This window comes from Chryseobacterium tagetis (assembly GCF_016735585.2).
Taxonomy (GTDB): Bacteria; Bacteroidota; Bacteroidia; order Flavobacteriales; family Weeksellaceae; genus Chryseobacterium; species Chryseobacterium tagetis.
In genome coordinates this window covers 362,586-384,731 of sequence record NZ_JAERSE020000002.1, presented here as the reverse complement: position 1 = coordinate 384,731, position 22,146 = coordinate 362,586, and the positions used below count along the sequence as shown (strand labels likewise).

Annotated in this window: 21 protein-coding genes; 9 read left to right on the top strand and 12 right to left on the bottom strand. The window is 34.3% G+C overall.

Going from position 1 to position 22,146, the window contains the following annotated elements; all coding sequences use genetic code 11:
* Window positions 1–22 precede the first annotated feature (22 nt).
* A complete protein-coding gene (locus tag JI747_RS07100) occupies window positions 23–523 on the bottom strand; it encodes a M15 family metallopeptidase (protein WP_225687245.1) in 501 nt (166 codons plus the stop codon).
* A gap of 185 nt (window positions 524–708) precedes the next feature.
* Between JI747_RS07100 and JI747_RS07095 the strand changes: the two genes are divergently transcribed.
* Window positions 709–1,986: a Y-family DNA polymerase gene (locus JI747_RS07095; RefSeq protein ID WP_225687244.1), complete on the top strand. Its 1,278-nt coding sequence runs from the start codon at window positions 709–711 to the stop codon at window positions 1,984–1,986.
* Window positions 1,987–2,065: 79 nt separating this feature from the next.
* On the opposite strand, the gene JI747_RS07090 is transcribed toward JI747_RS07095, so the two are convergent.
* Together JI747_RS07090 and JI747_RS07085 are read right to left on the bottom strand one after the other, a co-directional pair.
* Complete coding sequence (locus JI747_RS07090) at window positions 2,066–2,677, bottom strand: YdeI/OmpD-associated family protein (protein ID WP_225687243.1); 612 nt, start codon at window positions 2,675–2,677, stop codon at window positions 2,066–2,068.
* Window positions 2,678–2,682: 5 nt separating this feature from the next.
* Window positions 2,683–3,816 (bottom strand): serine hydrolase domain-containing protein, encoded by a 1,134-nt coding sequence (locus JI747_RS07085; protein WP_225687242.1) that lies wholly within the window; start codon window positions 3,814–3,816, stop codon window positions 2,683–2,685.
* A gap of 82 nt (window positions 3,817–3,898) precedes the next feature.
* Here JI747_RS07085 and JI747_RS07080 point away from each other — a divergent pair, with 82 nt between their 5' ends.
* Window positions 3,899–5,200 carry a M48 family metalloprotease gene (locus JI747_RS07080; RefSeq protein WP_225687241.1) on the top strand — a complete coding sequence of 434 codons (1,302 nt, stop codon included), beginning with the start codon at window positions 3,899–3,901 and terminating at the stop codon, window positions 5,198–5,200.
* A 26-nt stretch (window positions 5,201–5,226) separates the two neighbouring features.
* On the opposite strand, the gene JI747_RS07075 is transcribed toward JI747_RS07080, so the two are convergent.
* From JI747_RS07075 to JI747_RS07065, 3 genes are all read right to left on the bottom strand, one after another.
* Window positions 5,227–6,759: a hypothetical protein gene (locus JI747_RS07075; RefSeq protein WP_225687240.1), complete on the bottom strand. Its 1,533-nt coding sequence runs from the start codon at window positions 6,757–6,759 to the stop codon at window positions 5,227–5,229.
* Window positions 6,760–6,843: 84 nt separating this feature from the next.
* The gene (locus JI747_RS07070; protein ID WP_225687239.1) at window positions 6,844–8,385 is read right to left on the bottom strand and encodes a glycine--tRNA ligase; all 1,542 of its coding nucleotides are present in this window, start codon (window positions 8,383–8,385) and stop codon (window positions 6,844–6,846) included.
* Between the two features lie 247 nt (window positions 8,386–8,632).
* Window positions 8,633–9,088 carry a hypothetical protein gene (locus JI747_RS07065; RefSeq protein ID WP_225687238.1) on the bottom strand — a complete coding sequence of 152 codons (456 nt, stop codon included), beginning with the start codon at window positions 9,086–9,088 and terminating at the stop codon, window positions 8,633–8,635.
* An 89-nt stretch (window positions 9,089–9,177) separates the two neighbouring features.
* Between JI747_RS07065 and JI747_RS07060 the strand changes: the two genes are divergently transcribed.
* Together JI747_RS07060 and JI747_RS07055 are read left to right on the top strand one after the other, a co-directional pair.
* A complete protein-coding gene (locus tag JI747_RS07060) occupies window positions 9,178–9,873 on the top strand; it encodes a pseudouridine synthase (RefSeq protein WP_225687237.1) in 696 nt (231 codons plus the stop codon).
* Window positions 9,874–10,349: 476 nt separating this feature from the next.
* The gene (locus JI747_RS07055; protein ID WP_225687236.1) at window positions 10,350–11,387 is read left to right on the top strand and encodes a quinone-dependent dihydroorotate dehydrogenase; all 1,038 of its coding nucleotides are present in this window, start codon (window positions 10,350–10,352) and stop codon (window positions 11,385–11,387) included.
* A 181-nt stretch (window positions 11,388–11,568) separates the two neighbouring features.
* Here JI747_RS07055 and JI747_RS07050 read toward each other — a convergent pair whose 3' ends face one another.
* Window positions 11,569–12,456, bottom strand: coding sequence for a hypothetical protein (locus tag JI747_RS07050; RefSeq protein ID WP_225687235.1), 888 nt, complete (start codon window positions 12,454–12,456; stop codon window positions 11,569–11,571).
* Between the two features lie 26 nt (window positions 12,457–12,482).
* Window positions 12,483–13,727: a DUF445 domain-containing protein gene (locus JI747_RS07045; protein ID WP_225687234.1), complete on the bottom strand. Its 1,245-nt coding sequence runs from the start codon at window positions 13,725–13,727 to the stop codon at window positions 12,483–12,485.
* 133 nt (window positions 13,728–13,860) lie between these two features.
* On the opposite strand from JI747_RS07045, the gene msrB reads away from it, so the two are divergent.
* Together msrB and JI747_RS07035 are read left to right on the top strand one after the other, a co-directional pair.
* Window positions 13,861–14,304 carry a peptide-methionine (R)-S-oxide reductase MsrB gene (gene msrB, locus JI747_RS07040; protein ID WP_225687232.1) on the top strand — a complete coding sequence of 148 codons (444 nt, stop codon included), beginning with the start codon at window positions 13,861–13,863 and terminating at the stop codon, window positions 14,302–14,304.
* Window positions 14,305–14,432: 128 nt separating this feature from the next.
* A complete protein-coding gene (locus JI747_RS07035) occupies window positions 14,433–15,188 on the top strand; it encodes a murein L,D-transpeptidase catalytic domain family protein (RefSeq protein ID WP_225687231.1) in 756 nt (251 codons plus the stop codon).
* Window positions 15,189–15,233: 45 nt separating this feature from the next.
* Here the strand turns inward: JI747_RS07035 and JI747_RS07030 are convergent, their stop codons facing one another.
* Together JI747_RS07030 and JI747_RS07025 are read right to left on the bottom strand one after the other, a co-directional pair.
* Window positions 15,234–16,601, bottom strand: coding sequence for a HAMP domain-containing sensor histidine kinase (locus tag JI747_RS07030; RefSeq protein ID WP_225687230.1), 1,368 nt, complete (start codon window positions 16,599–16,601; stop codon window positions 15,234–15,236).
* The gene (locus JI747_RS07025) at window positions 16,598–17,287 is read right to left on the bottom strand and encodes a response regulator transcription factor (RefSeq protein WP_039363629.1); all 690 of its coding nucleotides are present in this window, start codon (window positions 17,285–17,287) and stop codon (window positions 16,598–16,600) included. Before JI747_RS07025 ends, JI747_RS07030 begins: the two co-directional genes overlap by 4 nt.
* Before the next feature lie 246 nt (window positions 17,288–17,533).
* Between JI747_RS07025 and JI747_RS07020 the strand changes: the two genes are divergently transcribed.
* From JI747_RS07020 to JI747_RS07010, 3 genes are read left to right on the top strand one after another with little or no spacing between them, the layout of a single operon-like run.
* Window positions 17,534–18,862: a hypothetical protein gene (locus JI747_RS07020; RefSeq protein WP_225687229.1), complete on the top strand. Its 1,329-nt coding sequence runs from the start codon at window positions 17,534–17,536 to the stop codon at window positions 18,860–18,862.
* Between the two features lie 12 nt (window positions 18,863–18,874).
* The gene (locus tag JI747_RS07015) at window positions 18,875–19,294 is read left to right on the top strand and encodes a Dabb family protein (RefSeq protein ID WP_225687228.1); all 420 of its coding nucleotides are present in this window, start codon (window positions 18,875–18,877) and stop codon (window positions 19,292–19,294) included.
* 21 nt (window positions 19,295–19,315) lie between these two features.
* Window positions 19,316–19,795 (top strand): cupin domain-containing protein, encoded by a 480-nt coding sequence (locus JI747_RS07010; RefSeq protein ID WP_225687227.1) that lies wholly within the window; start codon window positions 19,316–19,318, stop codon window positions 19,793–19,795.
* A gap of 87 nt (window positions 19,796–19,882) precedes the next feature.
* Here JI747_RS07010 and JI747_RS07005 read toward each other — a convergent pair whose 3' ends face one another.
* Window positions 19,883–20,995: a TlpA family protein disulfide reductase gene (locus JI747_RS07005; protein WP_225687226.1), complete on the bottom strand. Its 1,113-nt coding sequence runs from the start codon at window positions 20,993–20,995 to the stop codon at window positions 19,883–19,885.
* A gap of 67 nt (window positions 20,996–21,062) precedes the next feature.
* A complete protein-coding gene (locus JI747_RS07000) occupies window positions 21,063–22,118 on the bottom strand; it encodes a serine hydrolase domain-containing protein (protein WP_317197616.1) in 1,056 nt (351 codons plus the stop codon).
* Window positions 22,119–22,146: the final 28 nt, after the last annotated feature.

Genomic DNA, 22,146 nt, shown 5'->3' with positions numbered 1-22,146 from the left:
AACTCGACGTATAAAAAATAATTTAAAAGATTATATAATTTTCCTTGTCCCTAGGCATTTTAGCCAACGTTCTCCAGCCCGTTTTTACCAAGCCTTTCTTTGTTGGGATATTCTTCTTTTCAAAATGAGGAAGGTCTTTAAAGGTTTTCCAGTTTCCGCCCCAATCCCAACCATGTTTTGCAAAAATTTTCACACATTCGTACCAATCCGCTACTTTATCGTTGTCCCAGTCTTTTACCGTGTCCCAGCTTGCCGTTTTTCCGTCGATCATCATACAGATGTCAACGGCGAGTCCATAATTGTGGATGCTTTGTCCTGCTTTGGCATTGGTTACTTTTTTCCCTGAGGTAATTCTTCCGATGGCATAGAGTTTTTCCTGCTCTTCAAAGCTTCTCAATCCTTGTGTAATTCTCACTTTTGCTCTTCCGGTTAATGCTTCATCACATTCTTTAATGATCTGTTTTACTTCCTCCCTTACCAAAGGGTGAAGCTTTTCAATTCTTTGTATCGTTACTTTATCCATTATATCAGTTTTTTAGCCTTTTTAGAAAACAAAATTAAGCCTGAGATGCGACAAAACTTGACGTGTTTAAAATAAATTAATGTTTTGTAAATCAGTTGTTTAATTTAGTTTTAAAATTTTAAATAATGATAATATTCTGCTTTAAAAGTTATAATTTTGTATCGAAATATTCCGTTTTTTGAATCATGTATGCTTTAGTAGACTGCAACAATTTTTTCGTTTCCTGTGAAAGAACATTGGATCCGAAACTTGAAAATAAACCCGTTGTGGTGCTTTCCAACAACGATGGGTGTGTTATATCCAGAAGCAAAGAAGCGAAAGATTTAGGAATCCCGATGGCTGCTCCGGCTTTCAAATATAAGGAGCTTTTCAAAAAACATGATGTACAATGTTTCTCTGCAAAATTTGAGCTGTATAATTTCAAAAGTCAGCGCGTTATTGAAATTTCAACGGCGTATGTTGACCAACCTGATTATGAAGTATATTCTATCGATGAGCTGTTTTTGGATCTTAAAAGCTTTAAATACATCAATATTTATGATTATTGTATCACCATAAAAAATGAAATCTACGATCAGGAGAAAATTCCGGTAAGTATTGGAATTGCTCCCACAAAAACGCTTTGTAAAGTAGCAAACAGAATTGTAAAACAATTTCCTGAACAGTTTGAAGGAGTTTATATTTTAGATACATCCGAAAAAATAGAGAAAGCTTTAAAATGGCTTAATATCGGTGATGTTTGGGGAATTGGAAGAAGGTTGGCTGTAAAAATGCAGGATAACGGAGTTTTCAAAGCCTGGGATTTATTGCAAAAGCCGGAAATGTGGGTTCGGAAAATTATGGGAATTCATGGGGTAAGAATGGTCAATGAATTAAAAGGAATCCGTCAGCTGGAAATCGATGCTCCGTCTCCGAAAAAATCGATAGCAGTCACCAGAAGCTTTATGGAAATGCTTACGAAGAAAGAAGAGGTTCGGGAACGTGTAGAAACTTTTGGAATGTATTGTTCGGAACGGTTAAGAAAGCAAAATACCTGTTGTAAAATGGTGACGGTTTTTGTACAGACGAACCGTTTCAGAAAAGATTTGCCTGAATATAGAAAAGCAATGACGCAAATTCTTCCCAATCCTACCAATTCTTCAATACTGATAGGAAGGGTAGTGAATGAGTTGTTTGAAGCCATTTATAAAGAAGGTTTCCATTACAAAAGAGCCGGTGTTTTTGTAAATGATTTTGTTCCTGAAGATCAGAGACAAATAAGTCTGTTTGAAGAGGATACTCAAAACCAGCATTTGCCGGTGATGAAAGCAATGGATGCCATGAATAAAAAATTCGGAAAAGATAAAGTACGTCTTGGAAGTATGAGTGGAGAAAACACGTTCGGACGTGCAAAGTTATCTCCGGAATATGAAGCATTCTTAAAAAATAATACCCTTCCCGAAGCGAATTTCAGATTTCACTAAATATTTAGTTAGAGAGATGCGGGATTCGTGTTTCGAGATGTTATAGGGTGGTTCTATTTGCCTTCTCAGTCTTTGCTAATTACTTTTTCATATACTTCCAGTTTCTTGCTTTCCCTTCAGAAATCCATTCGATAGCCTGTTCCATTCGCTTATTACGGGTGGCTTCTGTTTTAGCTTCTGTGAGCCAGTTGATATATTCTTTTCGGAAAGATGGTGAACCTTTGATAAATATCTCTGATGCCTTTTTATTTTGTTGTAAAGCATTCTGAAAATAATCAGGAACTTCTGTTTCCGTTTTTGAAGGAGAAGCTTTTTTCAGGGTAACGCCCTTATCAGTAAGTTCCATGGCTTCTAGGATCATTTCTTTTAACAATGGCTTTGATGGAAGGTCTCCAATTTTTGTAATTTTCCCTAAGCTGAACATATTGGTTTTCTCAACATCGGTTTCAATATTTTTAAGGGTTTTCATCTCATCATGAAGCCAGAATCCCAAACTGCAATATTGCTTAAAAGAAACCATAGAACAAAGGATTTTTCCTTTATACATAAACGTGGGAAACTTCCATTTGATGGTTTCTTCTGTGTCCGGACATATTTCATGAACAATTTCCCGGATGTGTTTTAAAATTGGCTGTGCAAAATCCTGAGATTTTTCAATATACTCATCCACTTTTGCGTTGTAATTTTCCATAGTGTTTATTGAAATAATTGTACGGTTTCATTCACGATAAACTTTACCTGATCTGGTCTTCCTCTGTCTGTTTTAGGAAGGTTAGTGTAGCTTCCAGTTCTTACGATGACCATATTGTGCTCAGGAATCATGATAATATATTGTCCTTGAAGTCCGAGGAAATAATAATGTTTTACAGGATTGTCATTATTGATCCAGAATCCCATTCCGTAGATGTCTTCGGATTTTTTAGTTGGGGTTTTCATTTGATTAATGAAATCAAGATTTAAGATCTGCTGCCCATAGGCTTTTCCGTCATCTAAAAATAATTGTCCCAGTTTTGCAAAATCCCTTGAGTTAGAATGAATACAGCAGTAGGTTTTTTCCATTCCGCTTTCATCTGTACTCCAGTCAGCATTTTGTTCCATTCCCAGAGGAACCCAGAATTTTTCGGAAAGATAGCTTGCTAATGATTGGTTGATCGCTTTTCTCACAGCAAAGCCTAGAAGTTGGGTAGAGCCACTTTGGTATTCAAATCTTTCTCCTGGATTTTCTTTAAATTTTCTTGAAAAAGTAGCATCGACCAGACTTTTTCCATAGTACGCTTTTGCATTGGGTAAAAAAGGATTTTTATAATCTTCATCCCAATTAAGGCCGGCTTCCATCTGGGCTAAATTTCTAAGCGTCAATTGATCTCCGAATTCTTTATTCTTAAATTCTTCAAAATAATCGGAGAACTTATCATCAAGACTTTTTATTTTACCTTCTTCCAGCGCTTTTCCCAGAAGCATTACCGTAACTGCTTTTGCCATGGAAAAAGAATTGGTTTTTGAAAGTTGGTCATAACCGTTCCAGTACTGCTCATGAACCAATTGTCCGTTTTTTACCACGAGAAAAGAAGCGGTATTGGATTGAATTAAATCATCAACTATGTTTTTCGGTAATGTTGTTTTGTTGTATTCGGGAGCTTCATCCCAAAGTTCCGGGGTTTTCGTTGCGATGAGGTTGCTGGAAAATAATTTCCCATCGTCGATATTGGCGCTTGATTTGCCGCGCAGATAGGTTTTTGAAATTCCGTTAAAAAGGTAAGCATACCCCAAAAGGTACATTATTATTACAACCGCAATAATACCGGTAAGGAAATAAACGAATATTATCATATCATGTGATCTGTAACAAATTTAAAATAATTTTAAAAACATGAAATGAAATGATTTATTTTTGTGAGTATATGGTGAAAATATGATGAAAAAAATTGTTTCCTTTTTATTTCTGTATGGTTTTATAATTTGTTTTGGGCAGACGTATAAACCTATTGACACTGCAGATTATCTCAAAAGAAAAGAGTTTCTTAAAAGTTTCGCAGCAAATAATGAAAACCTGGTTACAAAAAGTAAAAATACCTATTCAGGGAAAAGAGGAAGTGAGCTATCAAAAATCTATAAAGACCTTGAAAAAGACTTTGAAAAACAGGTGAAAAATAAAGATTTTGTTTTTAATTCTGTATTTGAAGGAAAAGTAAAAAGCCTGATTGCTCGTTTAAAGAAAAATAATCCCCTGATTCCGCAGGATTTGACCATTCTTATTGCTAAAGATAACACACCGAACGCGTACTGTTTTGCAGATGGCGTTTTTGTAATTAATATGGGACTTTTTAACTGGCTGGATAATGATGATCAGCTCGGAGCTGTAATCTCTCACGAACTGGGACACAAAATATCTGAACATTCTCTGAAAACTTTTCTGCAGATGATTGATCAGGATCAGCTTGATAAAATTACGTTGCAGGATATTAAAGCAACAAAGGAGAATCGGAATGAACGCGCTTTCAATATCATGAAAAATAGAATTTACCGAAAAGGAGCTGAAAAGAGAAAGGATGAAATGCAGGCAGATTCTTTAGGGTATATAATTTTTAAAAATGGCGATTTTAAGAAAGGAGAATTCATTAATACCCTGAAAAGGCTTCAGGATTATGATACAATTTCACCAAGAGAATTAAAAGTAGAAACGTATAAAAAGTATTTTAATCTCCCGAAGCAGGGCTTTAAAGACAAATGGCTTAAGAAAGAAGATTTTTCCCTGTATAATTATAATAATTTTAAAGAAAAACTCAACAAAGATTCTTTGGCTTCACATCCGGAAGTGGTATTGAGAATTGAAAAACTTAGAAAAATATTCCCTGAACTGAAAAATGATGCAGCTGCTGAAAAAGCTTCGGAATCTTATGCTGCTTTAGAAAAAATTGCCAGAATGGAAACGCTTCCCAATTTATTTCATTCTGAAGATTATGGGGTAGGAATTTATACCTGTCTGCAGTTTTTGCAGGATAATGAGGAAGAAAAATATTATCAGGACTGGTTGGGAAAATGTTTTGTCAAGATATATGAAGGAAGAAAAAACTATAATCTTAACCGGTATCTAGATAGAGTAGATCCTAAAAACCAGAGTGAAAGCTATCAGCAGTTTCTCAATTTCATGTGGAATCTGAGTCTGGATGAGATCAAAAATATTGCGGATTACTATCAAACGAAAGAATCCTGACCGAAGGTCAGGATTCTTTTTTATCATTAATAATTCAGTCTTTCAAGTCGTACTTTATTGAACTTTTCTTTTTCATTGTATTCTCTAAGCAAAATATAGCCTTCTTTGGCTACATAAGGTGTTACTACGAAATTATCTTTTTCAGAAATAGGAATAATTTCCTGTTTGAATTTTCCGTCGATAATTGTGTTAATGAAAAGATTCCATTTTTTTTCTTTGGTTACCTGATCTTTCTGATAATCTCTGTAGAAAAATACAACATCTTTTCCGTCATTTAGATATTGAGAAAAAAGGTAATCATTGTTGAACCATCTTGTTTTTTCCTTTTCAAACACCTTCACATCTTTAACTTTAAAATCTCCATCAGTATAAATATAAACAAGATCAGTGGTTTTTGGTGCGGTATATTCAGTCATTGGTTTGTATTTTTCTGCTAATATTCCAACACTTCCGTCACTCATAAAATACATATCTCTGGACTGAAGCATATATCCGTTTTCCACATATCCGTTGGCATTTATTTTCGGAAGATAAGTGGTCAGATCCTGTTTGAAATTAATAGATTTTACGTTTGTACTAAAGTCAGATTTATTAACAATTAATCTTGAAAATCCTAACTGAGCAAAAGAAGGTGAAAAGGTTTTACCTACAAGAACTACTTTGTCATCAAAAGTCTTGTCATTATCTAGTTTTCCATATCCTGCGTAGAAAGTATCTATATTGTCAATAGTTTCATCTGAAAGTCCGGTTACAGGTTTGCTTGAGACTTCTTTTCCCGTTTGCATATCGATGACCACTAAGTTAAAGGTCTTTTTGTCATCACTTACCTTCTTCATGATACAGTACATATACTTTTCATCTTTTTCAAGAACAGTAAGGGTAGAGAAGTTCTTTTTATCTCCGTTGGTATTGTAGCTGTATTTCCAGATTTCTTTTTTGTCTTTGTCAAATTTCATCAGGCTGTTATTGCTGATGTATTTTCCGAAATCTTTGTATTCTACGGCAAAATATCCCCCTTCTTTAAGTTCACCGACTGCTGAAACATAATTGTAACCTTTTTCTTTTTTCTCTTCACGGTTTTCTTTGCGCTGTTCCTTCCAGTTTTTGGGTTCATTGATTTCCTTAAAAGTTCCATTCTCCAAATAATCATAATATATTTTTCGGGTAACGGTATTTGCTTTTGGATCTATAACCATTGAGACAGGAGTGAATAGATCTTTATTTTTCACTAATGTATAGTCTATTCGGGATGGTTTTAAGATAATCTGCCCTTTAGAATCAACATATCCTAAATAGGATGCCGCTGTAATATCTCCTTCAAATTCCTTATTGGCAACAGGATTAAGGTTTTTATCTAAAATAACATATTCGAATTTTTTCGTTTTTTCTCCGGATTTTCCATAAGAGTAAATGGATACATACCCGTAGAGATTGTCTTTATCATCAAATAAAGCATTCATCCCTGTATGTTCTCCTGAAGCTAATGCTGCTAAATCCTGAGTCTGAGCATATGTGAATGTCTGAAACAGACCAAACATCAATAGTGTTATTTTTTTCATGGTTAAAATTTGAGAATCAAAAATAACAAATTAGGATATATGTTGATAAAAAATAAAAGCCCTGATTTCTCAAGGCTTTAACATTTATATTTTTGAAAGTAAATTTCTGAAACTTGTTTTTTCGTCAATAATTCTTCTTAATTCCGATACCGGAACTCTTTCCTGAACCATCGTATCTCTGTCTCTTATTGTTACAGTATGATCTGTTAATGAATCGTGATCGATTGTGATACAGTAAGGTGTACCGATCGCATCCTGTCTTCTGTAGCGTTTTCCGATCGCATCTTTTTCTTCATAGAATAAGTTGAAATCATATTTCAGATCATTGAAGATCTTTTCTGCATATTCTGCTAAACCGTCTCTCTTCATTAATGGAAGAATAGCTGCTTTAATTGGCGCTAAAGCAGGAGGTAAAGATAAAACTGTTCTTTCTGAACCGTCTTCCAATACTTCATCCTTAAGGCAATGAGAGAAAATAGAAAGGAATAATCTGTCTAAACCAACAGATGTTTCCACTACATAAGGAACATAGTTTTCATTTCTTTCAGGATCGAAGAACTGAAGCTTTCTTCCTGAATGCTGTTCGTGAGCTTTTAAATCGAAATCCGTTCTAGAGTGAATACCTTCTAATTCTTTAAATCCGAACGGGAAGTTAAATTCAATATCAGCAGCTGCATTTGCGTAGTGAGCCAATTTCTCATGATCGTGGAATCTGTAATTGTCATTACCTAAACCTAAAGCCAAGTGCCAGTTCAGACGTTTTTGCTTCCATTGTTCGTAGAATTCTAATTCTGTTCCCGGAGCAACGAAGAACTGCATTTCCATTTGTTCAAATTCACGCATTCTGAAGATGAATTGTCTTGCAACAATCTCGTTTCTGAATGCTTTTCCGATTTGGGCAATACCAAAAGGAAGTCTGTGACGTGAAGTTTTCTGTACGTTTAAGAAGTTTACGAAAATACCTTGTGCGGTTTCCGGTCTTAAATAAAGATCCATCGCAGAATCTGCGGAGGCCCCTAATTTAGTTCCGAACATCAGGTTGAATTGTCTTACCTCCGTCCAGTTTTTAGAACCAGTATCAGGATCAGCAATTTCCAGTTCTTCAATTAAAGCTTTTACATCAGCAAGATCTTCATTTTCTAAAGACTTTGCCAGTCTTGAAAGAATAGCCTCTCTTTTTGCTCTGTATTCTAATACTTTTGGATTCGTAGCTTCAAATTGAGCTTTATCGAAAGACTCACCGAATCTTTTTGCTGCTTTTTCGATTTCCTTGTTCTCTTTATCTTCGATTTTTAAGCAGTAATCTTCTACCAAAACGTCTGCTCTGAAACGTTTTTTAGAATCTTTATTATCAATCAATGGATCGTTGAAAGCGTCTACGTGGCCCGATGCCTTCCATGTTGTTGGGTGCATCAGAATTGCTGAATCAATGCCGACAATATTTTCGTTAAGCTGTACCATAGCTTTCCACCAATATTGTTTGATATTATTTTTTAGTTCGGCACCGTTTTGTCCATAATCATAAACAGCGGATAAACCATCGTAGATCTCACTCGAAGGGAAAATAAAACCATATTCTTTAGCGTGAGAAATCACTTTCTTGAAAACATCTTCTTGCTTTGCCATAATTTTTTTCGTCTGAAATGCAAAAATAGCAATTTGAATCCCAATTCCATGAGATTCAATAAAAAAAGCGATGAATAATAGTTTAAATATTGATAATTTATTTCTCAGCAGCCGAGAACCTGCTGGTCACTGTATCTTTTTTGTAGCAGGTTATTGATAAATATGCTTTTAATACAGAGAAATTCCTGAAACAAACCTCATAGGTTTTTAAAACCTATGAGGTTTAGAAATATTGTTTTTTTGACTTTTATAAAACAATTATTTCCATTGAATTATTATCATAGTCAAAAATAAATTTCAATTTGCAATAGCTTCGAACAAACATACCATTTACAGTGGCAGGATAAAAATTCTTGTGCAATAACATGCTCTTTAATCCTGCGATTATATCTTGATTTTTGCCTGTTTCTATTTTTAGATTTGATATCTTCTTATGAACTTCTGAAACAAAAGAGACAACAAAAGTATTCTCAGAGGGTTTGTGGTTGGGGTCTATGATAGAATAATCAAAAGAGTAAGATAAGTTTTTAGCATTAAATGTTATTTTCTTATCAACTTTAGAGTAAATTTTATCTTGTTCAGGTTGGTTGTTAATATCTCCTTGTCCTAGTGGAGGATGGACGATAACGTTATCATTATCGTTATTTTGTCCGTATAATGAAAAGCTATAAAAACCAATAAAAATAAATAATAGTTTTTTCATAATAAATGCTTGTTAATACAAACGTAATCATTTTTTCTTTACAGAATAGAATGGTGATTAGATCAAACAAAAATTTCTACTTTTGCCTCATGTTAGAAATTCTTTATCGCGACGAACATCTTATTGCCATCAACAAACCCAGCGGATTATTGGTTCACAAGTCTTTTTATGCCGGAGAAGCCGATACGTATGCGATTCAGGAGTTGAGAAAGCAGATCGGGCAAAAAGTTTATCCTGTACATCGTCTTGATAGAAAAACTTCGGGTGTACTGTTGTTTACTTTAGATAAAGAAACGTTAAGAATCATGAGTGATCAGTTTGCATCAAGAGAAGTTGAGAAGAAATACATCGCCATTCTTCGTGGCTGGGCGAAGGAAGAAGAAACAATCGATTATGATTTAGTTAATGAAAATGAAGTCAAACAAAATGCAGTCACTTATTATCAACGTCTGCAGACTTCGGAAATAGATTTACCTTTTTTAAAACATCAGACTTCAAGATATTGTCTGGTAGAAGCGATTCCTGAAACGGGAAGATTTCATCAGCTGAGAAAACATTTTAAACATATTTTGCATCCCATTTTAGGTTGCCGGAAGCATGGCTGCAATAAACAGAACAAATTATGGTTGCAGACATTTGGAATCAACAAAATGACGCTTCACGCCCATCAATTGATTTTTAATCATCCAGTTTCTAACGAAAGAATTACAGTAAATGCTACTATAGACGAAGAGTTTAAAAGAGTGGGAGAGATATTGAATTTCGATTTGAGTTTGTATTCTTAATTTCTTATTAAGATGACAGTTTGTCATGCTGTAAGCATCTAGATATAGTATTAGAGAATTATCTGTAAAAATTGTAGCTTGGATTCCTACGGAATGACAACCTTTGAGAGTATTTGATATTATTAAAAAGGATTACCATTGAAAGTAGAATATAGTTCAAAATGAAATATAAAAAATAATTTAAACGCAAAGATTTTATTTGGTATAACTTTCTATTTAGAGAGCAAAGACAAATAAATTTGTTTCGCGAAGCTTGGACGTAATGCTTCATCAGATCAACTTGTTGATTATTACTTTGCTCACTTATATATTGTGCACTTTGAATAAAACCTTTGCGTCAAAAAACAATCCCGCAGATTTTACAGATTACGCAGATTAGATTTATAGATGCCATTGATAATACATTTTTTCATAAAATATCATAGGGTAACCAACCATTAATTTTAAAATGAGTATTTTTGTAAAACTTTTTTTCAATGTACAAATCGCTCATTCGCCCGATTCTTTTCAAATTCGATCCTGAAGAAGTGCATCATTTTACTTTTTCAATGTTAAAGAATTTTGGATTTCTCACTAAACTATTTTTCCCAAAACCTATTGAAGACAAACGTCTGGAAAGAGAAGTTTTCGGACTGAAATTTAAAAATCCTGTTGGATTGGCTGCCGGTTTCGATAAAAATGCAGTTCTTTTTAATGAATTGGGAGATTTAGGTTTCGGATTTGTAGAAATCGGAACAGTAACTCCAAGAGCGCAGGCAGGAAATCCTAAGAAAAGATTATTCAGATTGATCGAAGATGGCGGAATCATCAACAGAATGGGATTCAATAATGAAGGGTTACAAGCTGCGATTGAAAAGCTGAAAGGTAATAAAGGAAAAATTATCATCGGTGGGAACATCGGAAAAAATACAGATACGGCACCGGAAAACTATACTCAGGATTACCTGGATTGTTTTGACGGGCTTCATCCTTATGTAGATTATTTTGTACTGAATGTAAGTTGTCCGAATGTAGGAAGTCACGCCAAACTGGAAGATGTAGAATATCTTCGCGAGCTGATTACCGAAGTGAAAAAAATCAACCAGTCAAAAGCTGTTCAGAAGCCTATTTTACTGAAAATAGCTCCGGATTTAAATAACAATCAATTAGACGAAATCATTGAGCTGATCGCTGAAACGAAAATCGACGGAATTGTAGTTTCCAATACATCAGTGAATAGAGAAGGGCTGAAAACTTCACCGGAAGTTTTGGAACAAATCGGAAACGGAGGATTAAGTGGGAAACCAATTCGTGAGAGAAGCACAAAAATGATCAAATATCTTGCTGACAGAAGTAACAGAGCATTTCCAATCATCGGAGTCGGAGGAATTCATTCTGCGAAAGATGCAATAGAGAAGCTGGATGCAGGAGCTACATTAGTACAGTTGTATACAGGATTTATTTATGAAGGTCCCGAATTGATTAATGATGTCAATAAAGAAATTTTAAAAAGATCAAGCCGTTTACCAAAATAGTTTTTAAGCAATGAATATTATAATCTTAGTTCTTTTGAATATATTTTTGATTCCCTTGTTAAAATTTATATTTCCTGTGACAAAGGAAATGAGAATTGGAACTGAAGATTTTTATCCCAATCTTTTTAGAAAAATATGTAAGAAAAAATAAAGAGAGTTTGAGCTCTCTTTTTTGTTTCAATTATTTAGATTTTGCAACAGAAGCATTTTTGACATCTACGGTTATATTGTATGAAGGATTGTTTTCTGTTTTTTTAATATTAAATTTAAAAATCTTTGAATCTTTACTTCGGGTGACTTTGGTGTCGTAAATATTTTCAAGACAGCTTTCCGTTAGAAATTCTTCATAGTTTTTATAGTTCCAATCTTTGGTAAAATATAAAACTCTGTATCCTTTTTCTCCTTCACTTGCGCCGCACCTTCCGCAGGCATTCAGATTAGAAGTATGTTCAAAATATAATAAAACCCTATTCCCATCATTTCCGGAAATATAAGATAACAGCTCATTTCCGCCATTTTTATTAATGAAATCAGAGGTGTTGATCTTTTTATTATTGGGCAAAATCAAATAATTATTATAACGGTAAATCATGTCATTACTTGTGAATAATTTTGCCGGCTGAATTTTGCTATTCAGATAAAAATTACCTAAAACAGGATTCTTTTTGACATTATTCTGTTCGAAGACAATTTTTTCTTCAGGATGTAAGGCTTCTGCAATTTCTGCTGTTTTTTCTACTTTCTGAGGGGATGTAATTTGTTCTCTGAAACTTTTGGAATTCTGTTTCTGCTGATTTCCAAAATTAAATAATGACAATTTTCCATAATCATAGATACCGGTGACCGGAATTTTCTTTTGATATTTGTCATAATAATACCATCCATCTACAAAATACTGATATAAGCTGCAGTCTGCAATTCCTGCAAAATTAAGCTGCATTGTGATAGGAATTCCTGCAATTTCTCCTTTGAAAATTTGAGAAGAATCTGTTACTTTCTTTAATTGAACTTTCTGACAGAATAAAAATGTGAAGCTTAAAGAAAATAATAAAATTAATTTTTTTTTCATGTTTTAGGTATCCTAACTTTAATTTTTTAAAGGAAAAAATGCGAAACAGTATAAATAATCAATCCAACCAATCCGCCAACCAAAGTTCCGTTGACCCGAATGAACTGAAGATCTTTTCCGACTTCCAGCTCCAGTTTTTCACTTAATTCTTTTCCCTGCCAGTTCCCAACTGTAGAACTGATGAGGTTTCCGAATTGATGCGTGTTTTTCAGGATATATTTATAAGCCGTTACGCGAATCCAGTGATCGATTTTATTCTGGAGAACTTCGTCTGTCTTTAGATTTTGCGAAAATTCGTTCAGGTTTTTTGAAATATAATTTTTTAATGAAGACCGATCTTCCTGTAATTCTTTTTTCAATGTATTCTTAATGGAAACCCAGATGTCATTTGAATATTCATCAAGCTTATTTCCTTTTAAAAGATCATTTTTAATATTTTTAAACTCATCTTCCCACTTCGGATCCTGTTTTAACTCGCTGGAGAAATCGTAAATTTTTTGGGTAATCAAAGCTCTGATTTCGTGGTTGGGATTTTCTTCCACTTCTTTAAAAAAATCTGAAAGTCCACTTGCAATTTTATCCGCAATTTTATTGTCTACAAAAGCCGGAATAAAAGAATAGCTTCCTTTTTTTACCCGTTCCTGGATCATTTCATCATTTTCAATAATATAATTTTTGATCTGAGAAGAAAGGTTGGTAATGATTTTCTGATGATCGTTTTTGTCTAAAAGATAAGTGATTCCGTTTCCGAGAATGACGTTTAGTTTAATTGAATCTGTCATCTCAGAAACCTTTTTGCTGATGAAATGACTCACTTCAGAATCATCCAGTTTATTTAAAATATCTAAAACAATATCTGAAAGATTTTTAATTAAGATTTCCTGATTTTTTTCCTTTACCAGCCATTCACCAACAAAGCCTGAAACCTTTAATTTCTGGATATAAGGACGGATATTCTGAGGCGAGAGAAAATTATTCACGACGAAACTTCCCAGATTATCACCCAGTCTTTGTTTGCTGTTTTCAATCAGATTGGTGTGCGGAATAGGCAGACCGAGCGGATGGCGGAATAATGCGGTAACAGCAAACCAGTCCGCTAAAGCACCCACCATTGCTGCTTCGGAAAAGGCTCTGACATAACCGATCCAATGAGAATCGTTGGTTTTCTGTAAAAGAGTGGTCACGATAAAGATCACCGCCATCAGAAGGAATAATCCGGTGGCAAATGCTTTATATTTCCTTAATTGTTTTCTTTTGGCTTCATCATTCATATGCTCAAATTTAGTAAATTTGGTTGTGAACTTATGATCTATTATCACCACAAAAGTCATAAACGAAAGAGTTAAAGCTTTTGTGACTTTTGTGGTTTAATTTAAATTATCAAAAAATAGTTAAAATAATTCTATGGAAAACCAAGCAAAAAATAATCCATACTATTCCAGAACCGATACTACGAAACTCGATATTCCCAATGAGGAATGGAAAAAGATCCTCGCTCCGGATTTATATGCGATTTCAAGAGAAGCGGCAACTGAAAGAGCTTTTACTGGGAAATACAATGATTTTGATGAATTGGGAGAGTATTATTGTGCCGTTTGCGGAAATCATTTATTCCGTTCTACGACTAAATTTTCCAGCAGTTGTGGATGGCCAAGTTTCTTTGAAGCAGATAAAGAAGGCGTATATTATAAAAGAGATACCGCTTATGGAATGGAAAGAGTAGAGGTGCTTTGCAAAAGATGCGATTCGCATTTGGGACATGTCTTTGATGATGGCCCAAAACCTACAGGACTGCGCTATTGCATGAATTCTATAAGCCTTGAATTTTTCCCGGATTCTGAAAAATAATAGGTTTTTATTCACAGAATCAGGAAGTTAAATTTTCTTAAATTGAGTTAAACTTTGTGGAGTTATTCCTGTTAGGTAATTATGTTTTTATACATTTGCTGACTAATTTGGATTTAACATAATATTGAATGAAAGGATTTTTTAGTTTATTAGGTATTGTTTACATGGTAACTACGTCATTCTATTTGTCTCCAAGAAAGGCAATTGTAAAGAATGAAATCGGTACAAAAAAAATTGAAAGAGTAGCCACGAAATCTGAGAAAACCACTGAAAATGCAGTGTCTTCATCAGAAGCTTTATACAAGTCTATTACATTTGAACAAGGGCATGAACTTAACGAAGAAGTTTTCTTTAAAGCTTTAACAGGTTTTGAGAATTTGAAGAAAGCTGGTTTGCTTAATTCGGAGTCGCATTTACTTACAGTATGCGATTTTTCTATGTCTTCGAATACGAAAAGACTTTGGGTAATTGATATTAATGAAAAAAAGGTATTATTCAATTCACTGGTTGCTCACGGAAAAAACACAGGCGAAGAGTTTGCAACGAATTTTTCCAATACGGAAAGCTCGCTTCAAAGTAGTTTAGGGTTTTATATAACCGATGCAACTTATAACGGAGACAACGGATTTTCTCTGAGATTGCTGGGAATGGATAAAGGATTTAATGATGCAGCGTACAGAAGAGCAATCGTCATGCACGGTGCGGATTATGTAAGTGATGACTTTGCAGCAATGCACAAAAGAATCGGAAGAAGTTGGGGATGTCCCGCTGTTCCAAGAGATCTTACACAACCGATCATTAATACCATAAAAGGAAGAAATCTTCTTTTTATTTATTACCCCGATCAGAATTACCTTTCCAAATCGGAATGGTTGAAAGCATAAAACAAAAGCAGTCTGTTACGGACTGCTTTTTTTATGGTTGAATTTTTATGAAGTAAATTTTATCGTAAAAATGCTTCCTTTTAAAGGTTCAGACTGTAGTGAAAGTTTTCCCTGGTGCATTTCCACAATTCTTTTTACAATCGACAATCCGATACCGTTTCCTTTTTCATAATTCTTATTGTTTCCGCGATAAAATAAATCGAAAATTTTTGCCTGGTCTCCCTCTGAAATGCCAATTCCGTGATCTATGAAGCGAATTTCTAAATTGTTGTTCTGAACTTCAATTTCAACGTTACAGTTTTTATCCGGAGAATATTTACAGGAATTTTCCATTAAATTAAGAAAAGCAATCTGCAGCAAATATGGGTTTCCGTGAAAGTCATAGTTGCTCTCATCTTTATCCGCAAGATTATCCATATAATGAATACCGATTTTATAGGTCTGATTTTTTTGAAGTAAGGCCACTTTAGCATCAGCTAAAATCTCATCCAGACGAAGGTCTACAAAACTGATTTGCGAAACATCATAACTCGCCCGTGCAAAATCGAGTAAAGCTGATGAAAGCTGTGAAGCGTGATTGGCATCCTGCAAAGCATTGTCAATTGAAATTTTGTAATCGTCTAATGTTACATTCAGTTCTTTAGCAAGCTCAAGCTCAGCGATTAAGGTCGAAAGCGGAGTTCTGAATTCGTGGGAAATCGTCGTTACAAATTGTTTATGGTTGTTGAAGGATTTTTCTAAACGGTTAAAAGTTGAATTAAAAGTTTCGGTAAGCTCATAAATTTCATCTTTCGCTTTTGGAACGACCAGTCTTTTGTTGAGGTTATGTTCCGAAATATCGCGGATCTGAAGAATAATATCTTTTAAAGGTTTCAGCGTGTAATAGGAAAACAAGAACCCAATGATGAAAATAATCAAAATTGAAATGATGTAAATAATAATGATATCTTTCTTAAATTCTTCAATATGAGCATTTCCGGTAACATCTACCGCACTTCCGATAATGTAAAAATTCTCATGATTGAATTCATACTTAAAAGCCATGTATTGGCGGTCTTTCCGTTGCCAGGTTATTCTGTTTTTTTTCGTTTTAATTAATTGATTTAAATAATACTGATTTTTTGAAGACGGTTCAATATCGGTAAAGATCAGTTCTTTTTTGCTGTTGTAAACGCTTATGTCTGCTTCATTCAGGAGTTTCTTATTGCGCTCGTGCAGTTCACGGATTTTAGCAGCATCCATTTTCGCATCGAAAAGAAACTCTGATCTCCAGGTGATTTTGTAACCCAGTCGGTCATTAAATTCATCTTCCCTGTTTTTTTCAGAGACAAAATAGAGGGTATAAGCAAAAACAAAAAGGATTCCTGCAGTAAGAATGGCGTAGTTGAGAGCGGTTCTGGTCGCTATTTTCATAACTGATGTGTAAAAATGAATCCCATTCCGGGTTTGGTATGAATCAGCTTTTCATCAAAATCTTTATCAATCTTTTTTCGGAGATACGCGATATAAACATCGATATAATTGGTTCCGGTATCAAAATGATTTCCCCATACATTCTCAGCAATTTCTTCACGGCTCAGAACCCTGTCTGCATGCGTCATGAGAAAGACTAACAACTTAAATTCCTTCGGAGTCAGGCTGATTTCTTTTTCGTTTCTGAAAACGCGGTTCGTATTGGTGTTAACCGTAAGATTTTGATATTCAATTAAATTTGAAGAATCGCTTTTCTTAGGAGAAGATGATTTTCTTAATAAGACTGCTTTTATTCTTGCGTATAACTCTCTTATTTCAAAAGGCTTTACCATATAATCATCTGCTCCGGCATCGAACCCTTCAATTTTTTCATCGATTGTTCCTAAAGCCGTAAGCATAATGATGGGCAGGTCAGGATTTTTCTGTTTGATGATTTTGCTTAATTCAATACCGTTCATTTGCGGAAGCATGATATCGGTAATCACCAGATCAATAGCAATTCTTTCGATCATGACTAAGGCATCTTCTGCATCTTCCGAAATATAAATTTTGTAATCCTGACTTTCCAGCCCTCTTTTTAAAAGCGCAGAAACACGGGCATTATCTTCTATAATTAAAATGGTCATGTGAAAAATAATTTCAGAACAGATTTTCAGATTTTATTTTGAAATAATATTGATAGCTGACTGATAATCAGTCGCTGTTTAATTTCTTATACAAAGGTATTCCATATTTTCATTTTAAAAGAACAGATTTATTCTTTTAATGAATTTCTAAAGATTTTCTAATGGTTTTCTAACGATGTTCCTTGTTTTTCGAGCCTAATTTTGTCCTGTTGAAATCAACAAAAGGATTAAGAAAAAGAATATATTATGAATAAAAAATCTTTTAAAGTCGGGCTCATTTTAATTTCCATGATGAGTGTTTACTCTAAAGTTGAAGCACAGAAAAAGAACGATTTTAATAATCCGGGACTTACACATTATCTGAATGAAGAGCATACAAGATATGTTTCTTTCAGCGGATATGCAGAGCTTTGGGCAAGATATACGCAGCTCAATCCGGGAAGTCTCATCAATAATCAGGCAGAATCTGAAGCTTCGGATCTGTCGTTGAGAAGAGTAAGGGTAAAGATGACGTATAAACCTACAGAAAAACTGATGTTTGTTTTGCAGGGCGGAACCACCAATGTGAATGTGAATGCAAAAGCAAGTAATTATTTTGATTTGCTTGATGCCTATGCAGAATATTCATTCAGTGATAAAATTGCTTTCGGGGCAGGACGTTCTACATGGAGAGGATTGTCAAGATTCACAACGGGGCCTTTAAATACACTATTGTATGATTTGCCAGCCTATGCGACTTCCAATGCGGGCGCTACAGATTATACGGTAAGAGAACTTGGGGCATATATTAAAGGACAATTAGGGAAATTTGATTACCGTTTGGTGGTTGCAGATCCTTACACGATGGCCACTTCAGATCCCAAGTATAATGTAGCCACTTTCAGCAAAAATGCTCCGAGCAAAGATTTCTCAGGATACTTCAGATATGCGTTTTTAGATACGGAAAATATTTCCACTCCTTTTAATTCCGGAACGTATGGAGGAAAGAAAAATGTGCTGAGTTTAGGTGCAGGTTTCGATTATATTCATAATGCAATGTGGCATCAGGATATTAATAAAAATACCATTAATGATGATATGAAAAACTTTGCGGTAGATTTATTTTATGATGCACCTCTGAATAAAGAAAAGGGAACTTCCATAAGTGCTTACGGAATGGCAATGCATAATGATTACGGACCCAATTTTGTTCGTTACGTCGGGACAAACAATCCCGCAACTTCTGTGGATGCTACCCAGGCAAGTCTGAACGGTGCCGGAAATGCAATGCCAGTAATAGGAACAGGAAATACTTATTATGTTCAGTTGGGCGGAACTTTGCCTTACTTAAATAAAGATAAAAAGAATCTTCAGCTGCAACCTGCGGTAAGCATGCAGTTGTCTGATCTGAAAGGGCTTCATGATAATGCCATAATTTATGATGCAGGAATTTCTTTATTAATGAACGGAATGTCTTCCCGACTGACTTTCGATGCTCAAAACAGACCTGTCTACACGGCAGATCCTTCTAATAATGCTGTGGTTTCCGATAGGAAATGGCAGTTCGTTTTGAAATACAGAATAGATTTTAACTAAAAAAATAGTACAATGGAAAGAAGAAAATTTTTATTCCGGTCAGTACAAGCTTCTGCGCTGCTGCTGATTTCAGGAAATATGTTTGCGTCTGCTTTACCTATGTTTAACCCTATAAAAAAGAAAAAAGTGTACTTCCATTATTTGTTGTTCTGGCTTAGGAAAGATTTATCCGAAGCTGAGGTAAAAGAATTTGAAAACTTTTTTGAAGGGCTGAAAAAACTGCCTTATCAAAAAAATCTACGGTACGGAAAACCTGCCAATTCGAGCCCAAGAGCAGTTCTTGATAATACCTTTACGTATAATGCTTCCATGGAGTTCGACAGCTTGGAAGAACTGGAAGCTTATGGCCAACTGCCTGAACATTTAGCATTGGTTCAGAAATACAAACCATTTTTTGAAAAAATGATGGTTCATGATACAGTTTACAATTAAAAATAAAGAATTAAATTTATAATGAAAAATTTCGTTAAAGGCATTTGCCTTGTTTTAGCATTAAGCAGTGTTGAATTTATGAACGGTCAAGAAAAAGATCATAAGAAAGTAAGCGTAAAAGCGGAAGAAACCACCGAGTTTATTCCTGCAATAAGGCTGATCAATAAACCGGATGGCTCATGCGCCTTTGAAAAAGGAAGAATTCCTACACTGAAACATATGAACACAACCACTTTCTGGATGAGCAATAAAACCGAAGAATGGGAAAAAAATGCACATCCTGCTCCGAGAAGACAATATGTGATTACCATAAAAGGAAATATCAGATTTAAAGTGACCGACGGATCTACATTTTTGATCAAGCCGGGAACTGTTCTTCTTGCTGAAGATCTGAAAGGAAAGGGACACAGCTGGGATATGGTAAAAAGCAAAGAATGGGAAAGATTATACATTCCGATTGCTGAAGATGCGGATGATTTGTTTATCGCAGATAAAGATTAGCAGTACATCATCATACTTTAATGTTTTATATACTTCGTACAATGGAAAAAGCAGTCAATTTTTTGACTGCTTTTTTAGTTTGAAAAACTATTGTAAATATCCTTTAATGATACTTCTGGCTTCTTCAATATTATTGCTGATTCTCGCAATTATTTTTCCGTTTTCATCGATGATTAAATGGAGAGGATACCCTGTTGCATTTAACTTCTTTTGGAAATCTTTATTAACATCAAAGAAATTGATCCAGTCGGCATTATTCTTCTTTAAAATAGATGTAGCCAACTCCATTCTATTAGGAGCGCGTTCATCCGTAATGGTGATGAAATTTACGTTTTTATCTTTGTAATCATTGTATAGATTTACAATTTCAGGCATGCCTTTTATGCAGGGAGCACAAGTGGTTGCCCAATAATCGATAAAAGTTAATTTGTGTTTCTTGAAATCTTCAGCAGTAAGTTTATTCTGTTTATCAAAATAAATATCAGGAATTTTTTGTCCGATAGAAGTTGATTGCTCAGCTTTTAAATGAGATTCAATGCCTTTATACAATTTGTTTTGTTTGAATTTTGCTGAAAATAAGTTCATGTTTTTCAAATAACCCGGGTGGTAATTGTAAAGTGTATAGTCATTTACAATTTCCCATAACGCAACATACGAATTTGGATTTTGCTTGATGTATTGTGCAAGAAATTCCTGTTTTTTATCCAGACTTACCAAACTGTCTTGTTGATAAGGACTTTTTGATTTTATATAAAATTTTTCCAGTGCTTTCTGCAAAACTTTATATTCTTTATTGGTAGGAGTGTCTATATTAAAGTCTAAGAAATTGATATCTTGTGGTAAATCAATTTTATATTTCCCTTTTTCTAAGAAAAATATTTTTGTCCCGGAAGCAGATTTATTCTTTTTATCCAGATAAACAAAAGCTACCGGTTGAGGATATTCTATAAACCCATCGATGCGGTTTTCTTTTTGAACTTTTATAAAATACAGCGAATGATCCGAACCAAATTTTGAAATGTTTTTATTCGGTTGTACATTGAATGTATAAAGATCTCCAAACCCTTTTCTCGTCATCGGCGCTCCCAAAATAAGGCTGTCATTAATATAAGAATCAGAAGTAAGATCAATCTCAAAATTGTTTTGAGAGTAAATGAAATTTGAAATAAAAATTAATAAAACATAGTGGAGTTTCTTCATAAAGATATTTTGTAGTGTATGTGCATGCTAACTTACAAAAAACTCGTGTTAATAATGGATTTCTGTTTTATTTTGTTTCTATATCTACGATCTTTTGTCCTCTTTCTCCCAGATAATGAACGAGTAATTTTTCATAGACTTTATAACCTTCATCCGCATTCGTGAAAATTAAAATTCCCTGTTTAGATTTTGGTAAAATAAAAGTAATACACTGACTTCCCAAATCTGAGCCGCCATGAGATAAAGCAAATTCATCATTTCCCAGGTCATAAATCTCAAAGCCAAGTCCGAAATATTTATTTTCCTTTGTCTTTACCTGTTTTTTTATCATTTCAGAATAAATGTCTTTTTTCAGGTTCCCGCCATTAAGAATATTAACTAAAAAGCTTCCGTAATCTTCTATCGTAGTATGCAGATCATCCGCTGCATTTGCGGTCTTATTTTTAAAGGTTTCATAAGGTTTTCCTGTTGTATCATACCCAATCGCAAACCTTGATTCATCAGTAGTATTATCCCAGATATAATGGGTGTCATTCATTTTTAAAGGCTGAAATAGGAGTTCTTTTGCTAATTCGTCAATGGTTTTTTTGAATTTGCTCTCCATAGCTTTTCTCAGATATTCCATTCCTTCACCGGAATACTGGTATTTTGTTCCGGGCTCGAAATCGAAAGAGAGTTTTTTGTTTTCCTTCATCCATCGCCAGTTTGGAAATCCTGATTGATGGCTTAAGATGATTCTGGTAGTCAGTTTTTTGTTTCGGGGATCATTCGAGATATCAGGATCTGTCCAATACTTGTAAAGTGGTTCATCAAGACTCCATTTTCCTGAATTAATCAGTTGCAAAGCAACCATTGCGGTAATGGGTTTAGTAAGTGATGCAACATTGAAGATGGTATTATAAGGGGCTGGAATTCCATTTTTAATCTCGCCAAAAACCTGTACCTGTTTAAGTTTCCCATTTTCAATAATTCCGAGTCCGAGTGTGTGAATATGATTTTCTTTCAGCCAATTTTCAATAGTGGTATTGTCATTGAATATTGGATTGGTTTTCTCTGTTTGAGCATTACTTTTAACCGAGAAAAAGATGAAAATAAATAAGAGAAAATAAATGGTCTTTGTCATTGCTTTTAATTTTTAGCAAAGATTAGAT